Origin of the sequence: Maribellus luteus, from assembly GCF_003576475.1 — a bacterium.
GTDB classification, from domain to species: Bacteria; Bacteroidota; Bacteroidia; order Bacteroidales; family Prolixibacteraceae; genus Draconibacterium; species Draconibacterium luteum.
The window spans coordinates 25073-39699 of record NZ_QWGR01000005.1; the positions used below are offsets into that span (position 1 = coordinate 25073).

7 protein-coding genes are annotated in these 14627 nt (G+C 44.5%); 2 read left to right on the forward strand and 5 right to left on the reverse strand.

What is annotated here, in order from left to right:
• Window positions 1-69: 69 nt before the first annotated feature.
• From D1614_RS10410 to D1614_RS10430, 5 genes are all read right to left on the reverse strand, one after another.
• The gene (locus D1614_RS10410) at window positions 70-1743 is read right to left on the reverse strand and encodes a SusD/RagB family nutrient-binding outer membrane lipoprotein (RefSeq protein WP_119437872.1); all 1674 of its coding nucleotides are present in this window, start codon (window positions 1741-1743) and stop codon (window positions 70-72) included.
• 9 nt (window positions 1744-1752) lie between these two features.
• Entirely contained in the window at window positions 1753-5070 is a 3318-nt protein-coding gene (locus D1614_RS10415) for a SusC/RagA family TonB-linked outer membrane protein (RefSeq protein ID WP_119437873.1), read from the reverse strand.
• Between the two features lie 216 nt (window positions 5071-5286).
• Window positions 5287-6594 (reverse strand): hypothetical protein, encoded by a 1308-nt coding sequence (locus tag D1614_RS10420; RefSeq protein WP_119437874.1) that lies wholly within the window; start codon window positions 6592-6594, stop codon window positions 5287-5289.
• 24 nt (window positions 6595-6618) lie between these two features.
• Window positions 6619-7668, reverse strand: coding sequence for a DUF6807 domain-containing protein (locus tag D1614_RS10425; RefSeq protein WP_119437875.1), 1050 nt, complete (start codon window positions 7666-7668; stop codon window positions 6619-6621).
• A 41-nt stretch (window positions 7669-7709) separates the two neighbouring features.
• Window positions 7710-9047 carry a Gfo/Idh/MocA family protein gene (locus tag D1614_RS10430; protein ID WP_119437876.1) on the reverse strand — a complete coding sequence of 446 codons (1338 nt, stop codon included), beginning with the start codon at window positions 9045-9047 and terminating at the stop codon, window positions 7710-7712.
• Window positions 9048-10075: 1028 nt separating this feature from the next.
• On the opposite strand from D1614_RS10430, the gene D1614_RS10435 reads away from it, so the two are divergent.
• Together D1614_RS10435 and D1614_RS10440 are read left to right on the forward strand one after the other, a co-directional pair.
• Window positions 10076-11002: a PKD domain-containing protein gene (locus tag D1614_RS10435; protein ID WP_162304469.1), complete on the forward strand. Its 927-nt coding sequence runs from the start codon at window positions 10076-10078 to the stop codon at window positions 11000-11002.
• Window positions 11003-11153: 151 nt separating this feature from the next.
• On the forward strand, window positions 11154-14591 hold the full coding sequence (locus tag D1614_RS10440) for a SusC/RagA family TonB-linked outer membrane protein (protein ID WP_206609981.1): 3438 nt from the start codon (window positions 11154-11156) through the stop codon (window positions 14589-14591).
• Window positions 14592-14627: the final 36 nt, after the last annotated feature.

The following is a 14627-nucleotide window of genomic DNA, read 5'->3' on the forward strand; positions in this document are numbered from 1 at the left end:
AAAAGAAGGTAGTTCCTGCTTTGCCCCGAAACCGGAACGAATCAGAAACACCTCCTTGAAAAAACTAAACTAATAGGGCTTTCCTGTACCCTGCAATAACCATGTTTTTGAATAACTATGATCATTTGACTGATTGGAAGGAACAAAACCCGTTTTTTCCAGTTTTGAAACCGCTTCCTCATATTTTTCCACATACTGAGGATCTGCAAATGGTTCGGGATAAGCAAGCCTTAATGGCAATGCGGGACCAAATGCAGGATTTGCTGCGGGTTCGAAGTCCGGGTACCCGGTTCTTCTCCAGTCAAACCACGACTCGGCCTGTAACCAAAGCGCAATCCATTTTTGTGTCATAATAAGCTCGTGCTTATTGGTAATAGAAGAACTGCTGTAGCTAACCGTTGGCTGGCTATAAAATACATCAAAATCAAATCCCTGAGCTTCTGACAATATTTTGTACTGATCCATGGAAGCCCTGATGCCATTCTTGTAATGGTCTTCAACACTTGACACACCATAATCCCCCAACAAGGCAGCTTCGGCCAGTATAAATTCCACCTCGGCATATGTGATCAGCGAAGGATTAACAAAGTCGTTACTATTCTCAAAATAAATGGGTGTTAAATAGGAAATATAAGCACTTCTTTCATCCGGATAGTCCCTAATGCCATCGCCCCGGTTGTAATTTCCCAAAAATTCCAGGTTATCGTATCCGATAGGTAATCCCACATAAACCGACGTATCAAGGCTGGTATCATCGGTTGGGAAAATCGTCATTTGATAAGTATCTCCAAAAATATCGGTGTAATTCACCGTCGTTTCTTCGCTGGCATTAAAATCCCATTTTCTTTCCACCGGATTCACCCAGCGTTGAAGCCTCGGATCGTTTCTTTCCTTCAAGTAGTCGACCAATGGTTTCCCAGGCTTAAATGCATAAGGTTTATTGGATGATCTTACAGGTCCTCCAACGGCCGAGTTCTCGTCGGACAACCCCAAAAGTACCAGTGTTGCATTGTCTGCGTTGCTTCCAAACACCTTGGTGGCAGCGTCCTTAAATTCGTTAACAGTATTGATGCTGAGCTCCTCTTTTTTGTTGTGCAACCTCAAACAATACCTCAGCCGAAGCGAATTGGCAAACTTGATCCATTTGTCTCTATCTCCAGCATAAAGAAGATCGGACGATGGCAAAACACTTAATTTTGGATCCAATCCTTCCAGCAATCCGGAAGCTGTTTTTAGGTCGGTCAAAACTCCTTCGTAAACATCCTTTTGGGCATCGAACTTTGGAAACAGAACGCTGGTGCTGGCTTGCAATGCCTCCGAATAAGGACAATCCCCAAAAAGGTCAGCCATCAGACCAAAAGTGAAGGACTTCATAATCAATGAGGCAGCCATAAAGAACTGGTTGTTTTCCTTTTCTCCCAGCTCATACATCAACTGACTGGTTCTCAAAATGTCGTAATAGGCATTCCAGGAACCTTTTCCCCACTGATAACAGTTTTGATTCGCGGCATTGAATTCCGTCCCCCGTTGTGTGTACTGCAGCGTACCGGCAATATCGGTATGTTCGTTCATCAGCCCGTAAAACTGCATACTTGTTTTTGAGATAACATACGATAGCAGATAATTGGGCGAAACTTCTTCGGCATTATTAGGACTCACGTTCATTTCATCAAAATCGTCGTAGCAAGATTGAAGAAACTGTCCTAAAAATATAATTGCTAAAATCAGACTTATTTTTTTCATGACAAGTAATTAAAATTCAACATTAAGTTTAATACCAAATGAGCGGGTCCAAGGCGTTACGTTGTAATATTCAGCCCCTTGTGTCCAAGAACTACCGCTCGAAGCAAAAGCAAGTTCCGGGTCAACGGGTATTTTTGCTTTTGTCCACGTAAACACATTCTGAGCCATTAAAGACAGAGACACATTGCTCAGGTTCGCCTTACTTACCAATTGCTGAGGCAACCTGTATGTTACGGACAATTCCCTTAATTTTAAGTAAGTAGCACTGTAAACATTGTTTCCCCCATAATACCTGGTTGCATATTTATTGGCATCGAAAGGAGTCATCCATACCGTTCCTTCGCCTCCTAAGTTTTCAATGTATCCTCCCTGTCCGTCTTCCCGCACACCGGGAATAAAACTCGCATCTTCTACATATACTGTTTCTCCTGTATTTTTATCAATGTATGACCTTGAAGCCTGTGTGGCCGGATCGGCCCATGGGAACCCGCCATAATCACCGGTACGTCCTCCAACCCAAAGGTTAAAGTATTTTTCAGGATTATCTTTGATTTGTTGAACAATATCCTTGTTCCCGTCGTAGCCAACACCCGAGAATGTTTCCTCCAGCCAACCGTTGTTTCTGAAAAATTCCATCGATCTGGAGTAGAATTCACCTCCGTATCTAAAATCGAAATTGGCATAAACACTAAAATTCTTGTATTTGATAACCGGCTGTATACCCATCAAAAATTTATGATTGAAGTTCCCTACTTTTTCGATGCTCTCTTCCCGATTATCTAATTGTGCCCTTCCATTTGCGGCAATAATTGGATAGCCGTAATATTCTGAGCTTTTATCTTCGACAGTTAAATATGGGTAGGCATATATATTCCCAATGTCGTCTCCCACATAACTTCTTAGCCTTACCTGCCCTACTGAACCAAACTGGTAGAACGAGATACCTTCCGCTAATTCAACGATTTTGGTCCGGTTCCGGGTCAGTGTTAATCCCAGATCAACGGCAAAATCCCGTTTTCTCACCAAACTTGAATTTAAGGAGATATCCCATCCCCGGCCCCGAACAAGCCCGGCATTAATCTGTTTGGCAGTTGCTCCCGACTCGGTAGGTGTTGAGATACTGAGCACCTGGTTTTTATTATCCACTACATAATAAGTTGCATCCAGGTTGATCCTGCTATCAAAAAGAGCCAAATCCAAACCAATCTCTTTGGAGGTTGCAATTTCGGGCTTCAACTCAGGGTTTCTCAAAGTTCCGGGCATGTACATCCGTTTGGCGTCGCCCCAATCGCTGGCAGTGGCATAATACTGAGCCAATGCGTAAGCTCCCACATCGTTACCAACCTGTGCGTAGCCCGATCTTAGTTTCATCAGATCGATCCACGAAGGCAATTCTATCATTTCATTGATCAGCAAACTCAAAGAAGCGGACGGATAGAAATACGACCGGTTATCTTTTGGCAGGGTACTCGACCAGTCGTTTCTTGCCGTCAGATCGAGGTAAACTAAGTTCTGATAGCCCAAAGAAACAGAGCCATATACACTGTTCACCGCCTTTTCGCCCCAGTAACTATTGTACGAAACCGTTCCGGGAACGCCGTTTGAAATGGTAAACAAGCCCGGTAATACGAGCTGAGATGCCTCGTTCGAAATAGCATCGTTGTAATCATAACGAAGATTTCCTCCTAGATTTGCAGTAAGGCTCAATCCATCCATTATATTTTTGCTGTAAGAAAACATGGCTTCCCAGTTCTCCTCCTTTATCAAAGTCTTCTCGATGGAATATGCTCCCCTGCTGTTATCATAATCACTCCAGGCAACCCTTGCTTCGTTTCGCTGGTTTATCACATTGGTAAGATACCTGCCCATGAAATTGAAATCTTTAAAAATCTCCCAATCCACCTGGAGTTTTGCCATCGTTTGATTACGCTTAAACCCTGTAAGGTTTTCGTAAACGTTGAAATACGGGTTGTTCTGTTTGGGTTTACTTTTCCGCTGCTGGATGTTTTCCTGCCCTTCCAACCAGTAATCCTTCAAATCAAGTATATTCACCTGGACGCCCATTTCGAGAACCGACCGGGATGGGTCCCGTCTCCCCGTACCAATGTTTTGCCGGTTATCCGACCCTGCTTCCGAAATATTAACGGCTGCACTTACTTTCAGGTTATCAGTCAGATTGTAAGCTCCGTTAATACCAATTGTTTTCCGGGCATAATCGGTATTGGGCAAAATGCCTTCGTTGATCATATTACCGAAAGAAACACGGAAATTTGCCTTGTCGTATTTGCCTTCAAACGAAACATTGTTCGACTGGCTGAATCCGTTCCGGTAAAAATCCTGCTGCCTGTTGGGATAGGCTACCAACGGCTGCAACGATGTTCCGTCATTATCCAGCAACGACTTGTCCCATTGGTAGGAATCCGGGAATGTTCCGTCAAGAATGGCACCCCATGATTCATTTTCCTGTTCCCCTAAATTATGGGAACCGGCTTTGCCCGATGCAAACATTGACTGAAAAGGAACAAAGTGATACGGATTGTCGAGAACATACGATGTATTAAAAGAAACTCCTATTCCTTTTTTAACGCCTTTCCCCGATTTTGTGGTAATAAGCACTACTCCGTTTCCGGCCCGGGAACCATATAAAGCCGCAGCACTGGGGCCCTTCAGAATCGACATGGACTCAATGTCCTCGGTATTAAGGTCAGAAATGGCATTACCCATGTCTGCATCCTTGTAGTTATTATCAATTCCGTTGCCTACCGGCACACCATCGATTACAAAAAGAGGCTGATTTTTGGTGTTTAATGAACTGGCTCCCCGGATCACCATGTTTACTGATGAGCCCGCAAGCCCGTACATTTGGGACACCTGAACACCTGCAGCTTTCCCCGCAACGGCATTCAACACACTTCCCATGGGCGTTTCATTCAGGTCGCTTCCGCTGACCTCGCCCACAGAATATCCCAGCGATTTCTTCTCCCGTGTGATACCAAGAGCAGTTACCACCACTTCGTCAACACCTATCGCCGATAATTGTAAAACGACATTAATCTCAGTTCTTCCGTTTACCGGAATTTCCTGTGTTTTCATTCCTACAAACGAAAACACGAGCGTTGCATCTTTAGGTACTCCGTTTAGCAAATACTTACCATCTATATCGGTAGTAATACCTGTTCCGGTGCCTTTAATTAAAATTGAAACTCCGGGAAGAAGTTCACCATCTTCACCGGATACTGTCCCACTGACATTGGTCTGCGCAAATGCAGTAAAACACATCATGGCAAACAATGCAGTAAACAGCATTGTTGAAATTCTTTTTTTCATACCAAAGGTTTTAGTTCGATTTTTTACTGATAAAAAATTATGTAACAAATTTCCAAAAACACTTCATCAACTACTTCGTGAATTTTATTCATTCTGCATTAAATTTTAACCATTAACTTCTAGATAACACCCTAAAAAAGAGCATAATTGTTAAAATACAATCAATAAACCATTAATTGTTTAATAAATGATATGTAGCCGTCGCGTATTCGAGAATTATATAGTGAAGCGATTATGCGCACCGCTTAGTTCTCCGTGTATGCTGACGGAGATGAAGGAAAGTAAAAAAATAATCAGGATGAGCGCTACCAGACAATATGGCCAAACCCGCAATATGTTCATGCTTTCTATTTCTGAATGATCGCTTTCCGCCCGGTTACGGTAGAAACGTATTAAAAAGAGTATCAGCACAATATTTACCAGGTACAAAACATGGTTTGAATGTATCTTACCGGCAAACAGTCCGGTAGCAACAAAACTTATGAAAATATAAAGAGCAAAATAACTTACAAAAAGTAGGAATGCCTCCCTTTGTCCGGCGACAGATTTATTTCGCCTGTAGTTAAAGAAATTAATGAAGGCCACCAACAGCATACCGGCCAAAGCAAGCAAGCTGCTTAGTACCGCAATACTTTTACTCACCGAGTACGAATCGAAATTCTTTGCGAGTTTTGATACCGTGAGCGACTCCTTAAAAATAACCGCCGGAACAAAAACCAGGATCAACAACAAAGCACTCGTTATTTCCCATTTCTTTGGTTGTTCATCCGACACATCGGGCCAGGCCGAAGAGAGCACTCCGTAAGCGAGTCCTATCCCGCCCCAAAAGCCTATGTTGTACTCCATCACATTCCACATGTTAAAAGGAATGTTCAGAACGTTTCCCAGAATTTGCAGGAAGTTTCCCGATGCAAATCCAAAACCCGCTCCCAGCATGGCATAAACAGCCACCCGAAGTGATGAACTAAACCCTTTTCGGGCCATGTGCCAGACCATTGCCAGGCCAGCTCCCAGGATAAAAGCCCAGGCCTCTGAGCGCGGAGGTGTCATGGCGATTCCCAGCTGCATGATCAAAAAACCATAGAAAAGCAGGCCTCCAACCACCATTTCGACCAGTAACGCGGCCCAGTTAACTTTCTTCTCTTTCGATGATTCCAATGCAAGACCGGTAAGTCCGCCGCCAAGCAAGCCAAACAAACCGCCTATTACAAAGAGCATCAGCAGGCCGTAAAAAGCATTGAAAAGATCGTCGCTACGGCCATAGCCTACCACCCTGCCGTAACTGATAATTCCACCGGCGCCCCATCCAACTGCGGCAGCCAGTGCCACCTGGCTGATTCGCTTCCACCAATCGGCCCGCTTGGCAACCAAAACCAAACCGAGTGCGCCAATAGCTCCGGCCCAGGCAGCTCCCTGCTCATGTCCGAACTGGCCGCGAACTGCCCACGCTGTTCCCAGCGTCATCCCGACAACGATCATTTTTATCCACAAAGCCTTCATACTGTTTTGACGCACCCGGTTCATTTCCTCTTAATTGCTGAAATTCAATTATTCTTTGGCAAATTCATCTGCCAGACGATTGATTTCTTCGTCACTCATATTTTTAGAAGTCACCACCAAACGATACTTAAACACCGTTGATTCACCTTTCTTAAGGAAGTAGTTTAATTCCTGCTTCCCGTCGGAAAATACTTTTTGTCCCAGCGGGTTGGCCGAGAACAGCCCGTAACCGCGCGCATGCCAATAGGTAGGATAACCCACATTCGAAGGATTATCGATGATTACCAGCGACACATTTTCACCGTTGATAACTCCCGAAAGTCTCATCCAGCGGCTTCGGGTTGCCCACACATCTTCGCCTTCCACCCCGTCGGCACTGTGATAATTACCCGTAATCTTGCTGTTGTCCATGCTTTCAACACGCGTTACAACGCCATGCGAATCAACCAGGTCGGTTGGTTTATCCGAAGGAAGTTCCAGTTCGCGCGCTACCCGTATTGCATACATTCCCTCTTTGTTATCGTTAAAATTCACTTCGTCAGCCACAGCCGTTAAAGTAGTGGTTCGGTCAATAATCCTGACATCGGGTGAAAGTGCGATAAAATCAAAATGGGTTGATTCATCCAGCAGTACCTGGTTATCCGGCGATTTCCATTCTGCAGAAGTTTCCAGTACTCCTTTACCTTCACCGCTTTCAGCCTTATCAACCGACTCGTGAAAAATGGTGCCATAGCCACTGCGTTTTTCTTCCGGAATGGCCTCAGAGTTATTCCAGAAATCAAGCCCGTTAACATCGCCGTAATTTAACCACACTCCTACATGATGCGGATGATCAGCGCGGTCGCCTTCTTTCTCTGCCAGCGGGAAACTGCGGGTAAGCATGTTCCCTGCCGGAGACATAAGCGGCCACAAAGTAGGTTTCATAATCGTATTCGGATAGATATAGGAAGTGAACAATTTACCATCGACGGTAACTTCCACCTTTTTATCTGCCGGATCAACTTTAACCTCTACCATTTGCTTTTTTTCCTGGCAACCACAAATTACCGAAATGCCTAAAAACAGGCTCGCACATATATTTATCGTTCGAATCTTCATTGTTATTGATTTACTTTGGTTAGAGAATTCAACGATATTTCTTATACATTTTCAGGCACTGCGTATGGCGCCCGGTAATTCCGGGTTAGCATCAAATCAGCTTCCGGATCGTTCACAAAACGTTCGGCATCGGGGTTAAAAGAAAGAACACGCCCTGTGCGGTAGGCAATGTTGCCCAAATGCGCCAGTGCCGATGACAAGTGTGCCGATTCAACCGGCCCGTTTAGTATGGAGCTGTCTTGTTGACGGACAGCCTCAATAAAATTCGCAAAATGACCATCGGTACCGCTATCGCCGCGCGCCATTCCGGATGCCTGTATTTGTCCGTCGCTACCCGACTGCCCGGGCTCCCGGTCTTTTCCCAAAAATGTTTTGTACTCGTTGTAACCGTCAATCACCAGGATTCCTTTATCACCGTAGAAAATATTTCCTACTGTCACTCCGTCTTCCGTATTGGTACACCACGGTCGTACTTCAAACTGAATGATTTTGTCTTCCTCCGGATAATGATATACTGAAGTCAGGACTTCCGGGGTTTCCTTGCAATCGTTCCACAGAAACTTTCCGCCCATCGAAGTAATTTTTGATGGCAATCCCACGTCGAGTCCCCACATACACATATCGGTTTCGTGAATTCCCTGGTTACCTACGTCGCCGTTGCCGTAATCCCAGTGCCAGTGCCAGTTGTAATGTACCAGGTTTTCGGTGAACGGACGCATTGGTGCGGGTCCTGTCCACAGGTCGTAATCCAAACCCGCCGGAACCGAAGAAAAACCTTTGTCGCCAATGTCACCACGCCAACGGAATACCAGGCCACGCGCCATGTACACCCGTCCGATGTAACCTTCGCGAAGCAACTGAACAGCTTCCTGAATGGCCGGAGAACTTCTTAACTGCACTCCGTGCTGAACAATCCGGTTGTATTTGCGGGCTGCTTCCACCATCTTGCGGCCTTCCCAAACGTTGTGCGATCCCGGTTTCTCCACATAAGCATCTTTCCCGGCCTGGCACGCCCAGATTACCGCCAGCGAGTGCCAGTGATTCGGCGTGGCGATACTGATCACGTCAATATCCTTGTCGTCCATTACATGACGAAGGTCCTGAACTACCTTCACCTCTTTGCCGTATTTTTCTTTAAATGCCTTTGCTTTTTCTCCGGCAACGTTTAAATCAGGATCACACAAAGTGGTGACCTGCACATTCGACTGGTTCATGAACGACGAAATATGGCTTCCGCCCCGTCCGTTAACCCCCAGTACGGCGGCATTGATCCGGTCGTTGGCTCCAAATACGTTTGACGATATTACAGTGGGGGCTACAATGGCGCCCGCTCCTGTAACTGCACTCTTTTTCAGAAAAGCTCTTCTTGATGATTTCATCTTATTAAATTGTTTATTGGTTAAGGTCCGTCAAGCGACGGCTGAAACTCTCATGTTCATCAACTGACGGAGAATGACTCTCCTGTGTGAAGAAAAATCCTACACGATCGTTTCATTTCAGGATACTTGTTTAGTTATAATTTATTAGCTATTAATTGCTTTACTTTTGATACAGACCAAGATAAAACCGTTCATTCAGATTTACTTCGTTAATATTGGACTTTACCTATGGAATTTTAACACCTTCGAAAATCCTCCCTATAAACTGATCCCAAACACCTACAGATTCCGTCCAAGGTAAGCCTCTCTCAAAGAGCAAGTAATTTACTTATAAATCCATAGAATCCAAAAACAAGTGCTACAAAACAGAGAAATGAAGTTGGGATGACATTTCGCTGCGGTGTGATAATATTCCATAAGAATCAGGTCTGATTCACCTCCCCAAAAACATGAAGTAAATATTAGGATTGGACTCTATTGAGCACTCAAAAAAAGAATAAGTTTCACGCTGAACGGTTTGGTATTCCTCTTTTCGATTCAGACACCCCAAAGTTTTTTTTACATAAAGATTACTCAATTTTCACATGCCAACCACTTTACATAACAAATCGACCGACCACTTTCATGCTGTCCCATTTCTACTTGATTTTTGCCTTTTCAAATATTGTGAAATAATCATTTTGAGTCTAATGTTATATTAACATATCCAAACCGTTTATTTGCCGTTAAATTGCTATGAGTTAGCAATATTCCATGCAATTCGACCAATTTTTCATTAGTTTTTCTCCCGCCTCCTTCTTAAATTTGAATAGAGCTGATTCGGAACTATGAGAATTAACGAAATAAGGGTAACTGATAACTACACATTCTACTTTCATTACAATTTCGTAAATTGAATAGATGCATTGCACATAATTATCGTATGCAACGACAATTAAGCACCATACATTATGAAATCACAAGAATTTATTCTCTAACCTAACTTATTCAATATGAAAAAATTAATTCAATTCTCTTTCTTAATTTGCATGATTGGAATAATCTTGCTACCATCCTGTTCGGATGATGACGAGAGACCGGTGTTTCCTCTTTCTGCGGCCATTTTCCACAGCATTGACGGAAAACAGGTAGCCTTCACCGCATTAACACACAGCGCCTCAAGCTGGCAGTGGGATTTTGGAAACGGGGAAACCAGCACCGAACAGAATCCTGTTTATGTGTATCCTGAAGGAGGTTATTACATCGCTACTTTAACGGCGAAAGACAAAGACGGAAACACTGTTACCGACCAGGTAAAATTAGCCGTAGCTCTTCCTCCTTATGCTTTGCTTACAGGAGATTTTACGGCTGAAGGCTATAACGGCAAAACCTGGAAACTGACTTCAAGCCACAATGCTGCCGGAGATTACCTGGCCAACGCCGATGCAGAATTGACTGTAGTAAGCGGAACGCCGAGACCGCTCCCTGACGGAATATTCAATACCGAATTTAAAATGGGCGATATATATAAAGACGAATTCACTTTTCATTACGACGGAAGTTATAGTCATGATGTAAAGGAAGACCAAGCTTCGTTCAGCGGGATTGTTTACGAGATCGTCAATACAGGTGGAGCCGGTATTGTCAATGCAAACGGACAGGATTACGGCTTGTGCATCGCCAAATATACGCCTCAAAACGGAGCAACTTTTACATTCAACGACAATGAAGACCTTACGGTGTCGTCGGTTTACGGGCCACCCACTTATTCCATCACCTTCAACAATGTGATGACGCTGGATTTTTCAGGAACCGAGTTTATCGGGTTCAGGGATTTCCAACGAAAAGTGATCCTTAAAAGCATTTCCAACAGCCGCATGCAACTGGTGATGTTTATGGCTGCAGGATCAGACCCTGCACAAATTATTGGTATAAACACCCACGCCTTGGTGCTTAGTTTCGATGCCATTAATTAAAACCCGTAAAATTGGTTCAACATGAAATAAGCATGAGTCAGCCAGTTGGCAAATTACATTGCAACAACTGATGATGGCTCCCGTCGATTGACGGACATGCAAATTCTCCGTCACCTGACGGGTTATCGTTGAAAATTAAAAACATAGATACATGAAAATCAAAAGAATACTAAAAAATAAAATGGGATGGTTTTTCACCGTCTTGTTGTCAACCAGCCTGTTCATTGGTTTGTTTTCCATAAACGCCTCGGCCCAGCAAACAATAAATGTAACAGGAAAGGTAACCACCACTACCGATGGAACAGAACTTCCGGGTGTTAGCATTACCGTAAAGGGAACTGCGCAGGGAACGGTTACCGATATTGACGGAAACTATTCGATTTCGGTGGCCAACAATGCAACACTTGTATTCTCATTTATAGGGTTCAAAATACAAGAGGTGGCTGTTGACAGCAAAAGCACGATCAACATTGAAATGGAAGAAAGCGTAGAAGCCATTGATGAAGTTGTGGTTACCGCTCTCGGAATAAAAAGGGAAGAAAAATCGCTTGGATATTCCATCAGCAGGGTACAAGGTCAGGAGTTTACACGCGTTGCGCAGGAGAACTTTTTGAACTCCATGTCGGGAAAAATAGCGGGTGTAACCATCAATCAAACCGGCGGCCCCGGTTCTACGACCAGTATCATCATTCGTGGCGCCAAATCGCTGAGTAACGACAATCAACCCTTGTATGTTGTTGACGGTGTGCCTATGTCGAGTGGGCTAAATAATGTGGGGGGGTTTGGATCGGGTAACCCGGTGGATTACGGAAACTCCATTTCGGATCTCGACCCTGAAAGCATTGAAAGTGTTTCTGTTTTGAAAGGCCCCAGTGCCACCGCACTTTATGGTTCAAGAGCGGGTAACGGCGTTATTATCATTACCACTAAAAAAGCAAGTGGTGAGGGCATGAAAATATCGGTAACGACCAATACCAACTTTGATATTCCGTCCCGTTTCCTAAATGTGCAAAAACAGTTTGCAACCGGCTATTTCTCTTACCGTCCGGAGGATGTTGGCGGAGGATATCTGCCGCCTGTTCTCGACCAAACGGGAATCGGTCCCGAACTGGACAAAGGTTACTGGGCCGTGCAATGGAATTCGCCCCGCGATGCAAACGGAGTGCAGATTCCGACCGAACTTGTTTCGTACAAGGACAACGTAAAAAACTTCCTGAATGATTATGCTTTCACTACAACAAACGGGGTGTCTATCTCCAACACATCGAAAGCAATAAATTACCGACTCGGATATACCAACATGACACACGAAGGCCTGATTCCCAATTCAGACCTTAAACGAAATAATTTGTCGTTGTCTGCTTCTTCCAAAGTGAAGGAAAAACTTACGGTTAGCACCGACATTAATTTTGTAAACAGTTTTGCCGACAACCGTCCTGCCGGTAACCGGGGAGCAAACCCCTTGCAGTGGGCTTATTTCACACCACCTTATATTGACATAAATGAATTGCGTGACTACGACCTGGGACAGGGAAATACGATAAAGAAAGTTATCGAAGATAGCGAGAACCCATGGATGCTGGCCTACGATGTTAACAACAGCTTTAACCGTTACCAGTTGTTTGGCAACGTTATGGCTACCTGGGAAATATCGACCAAATTTAGTCTTATGGGACGAATGACCCTTAACAAATCAGACGAAGTACGCGAAACAAAAATCGGACTCGGTTATTCCGATGAGCCCAACAACGGAGCCTATGGTATAGCAACCAGCAACAACCTGGAGCGCAACATTGACGGACTCTTCTCGTACAAAGACAACTCGGGGGACTTTGCCTGGAACCTTTCAGTGGGAGGAAATACACGTTATGCAAAAGGCACCAGCGTGAGCAACTCATCAAAAAACAGTTCAGGATTAACGGTTCCCAATCTTTTTACACTCAGCAATATCCCAACTGCGAATCTAAATTACAGTTCGCGCCATTACCAACTGGGAGTTAACAGCTTTTATGGGATGGCCAACCTTAGCTGGCAAGAAACTATTTTCCTTGATTTAACCGCCCGTAATGACTGGTCGAGCACCTTACCCAAAGCAAACCGTTCTTACTTTTACCCATCTGCTTCGTTAAGTGTTTTGGTGAGCGAACTGCTTAACCTGGGCAGCGCCATAGATTTACTTAAACTTCGGGGAGGGGTAGCACAAACCGGTAACGATACTTCACCCTACCAGTTATTGCAAACCTACGGAAACTACGAGCAATGGGATGATGCCATTCGCCTGTACAAACCCGGCTCGCTGCTCAACCCCAACCTGAAACCCGAAATACAGATTTCGCAGGAATACGGAATTGAAGCCAGGCTTTGGAAAAACAGGCTAAGGTTTGATGGAACATATTATACACTCGACAATAAAGACATGATCTTTAATGTTTCCCTGCCTACGTCAACCGGATTTAGCGGAACCATCATTAATGCGGGTCTGGTACAAAGCAAGGGAGTTGAGTTGATGCTGGGTGGAACCCCCATCAAAACCAGTGACTGGTCGTTGGATTTAAACCTGAACTTCACCAAAAATGTAACCCGCATCATAGAACTGGCAGATGGAATACCCTTTGTAACCCTGTGGGATCAGGCAAAAGTACGAAGTGTTGGTTATGCCAAGGGACAACTTGTGGCCACCGATCAGTTTGGGAACGAAGAAATAAGCGATGGTGTTGTGGGCAACCTGTATTCCCGCAAAATAAACCGCGTAACCGACAAAAATTCACCTTATTACATGTACCCATTGCTTCCCGATGCAGCTACCGACACCGAATGGGAAGCCGCATCCACCTATTCCAAAATCGGAAATGTGAATCCGGATTTTATCATGGGGCTTCAAGCCTCGCTATCCTGGAAAAACTTTTCGCTTAACATGACCTTCGACTGGCGGCATGGCGGACAGTACGTATCGCAAACCTACCGTTACCTGACCGAAGACATGGCTACCAACCATTGGTTTGAAAACCTGGTTTATCCGGGAGTGTACGATCCAAGCAATCCGGGGCCAAGCCAGGGACTTCGCGATTGGGTTGTGGCCAATGCCGACCAATTGATATATGCCGACCGTTTATACCCGGTAGGTGGCCCAACTCCTGAATATGGAGGTTTTCCGGAACAGTGGAGCGGAACAAAGGTGTATGACGGAACATTTGTTCCCGGCGTAATTGGAACCTATGATGACGAAGGGAACTTTATTCTGGAACGAGAAAATCTTGGTGGCGAGGGAACTGTTTTCCTTCCCTACTCGGTAAGTTATCCTTGGGATATTGGCGAAGCCAACGTATTCGATGCCGATTATATCAAGCTCAGGGAGATTTCATTAAACTACAGAATACCCAGAAGCATTGCTCAAAAAGTAAATATGGAAGACATCAATGTTTCGGTCTACAGTCGCAATATCCTTCTTTGGACAAAAGACTCCGGCTTTGGAATCGACCCGGAAAGGGCTTACCAGCCAGATGGAGGCAGACTACTGCAAGGACTTGAGCGTTATAATGTTAATCCATGGGTAGTTCCTATCGGGTTTAAAGTTGGTTTTACATTTTAATTGAATCACCTTATCCATCAACAAAAAAAATCTAAG

What these genes read in the sequence shown, in the direction of transcription:
- D1614_RS10410 (WP_119437872.1), bottom strand. Translation starts at nt 1,743, where the DNA reads ATGAAAAAAATAAGTCTGATTTTAGCAATTATATTTTTAGGACAGTTT.
- D1614_RS10415 (WP_119437873.1), bottom strand. Translation starts at nt 5,070, where the DNA reads ATGAAAAAAAGAATTTCAACAATGCTGTTTACTGCATTGTTTGCCATG.
- D1614_RS10420 (WP_119437874.1), bottom strand. Translation starts at nt 6,594, where the DNA reads ATGAACCGGGTGCGTCAAAACAGTATGAAGGCTTTGTGGATAAAAATG.
- D1614_RS10425 (WP_119437875.1), bottom strand. Translation starts at nt 7,668, where the DNA reads ATGAAGATTCGAACGATAAATATATGTGCGAGCCTGTTTTTAGGCATT.
- D1614_RS10430 (WP_119437876.1), bottom strand. Translation starts at nt 9,047, where the DNA reads ATGAAATCATCAAGAAGAGCTTTTCTGAAAAAGAGTGCAGTTACAGGA.
- D1614_RS10435 (WP_162304469.1), top strand. Translation starts at nt 10,076, where the DNA reads ATGATTGGAATAATCTTGCTACCATCCTGTTCGGATGATGACGAGAGA.
- D1614_RS10440 (WP_206609981.1), top strand. Translation starts at nt 11,154, where the DNA reads ATGAAAATCAAAAGAATACTAAAAAATAAAATGGGATGGTTTTTCACC.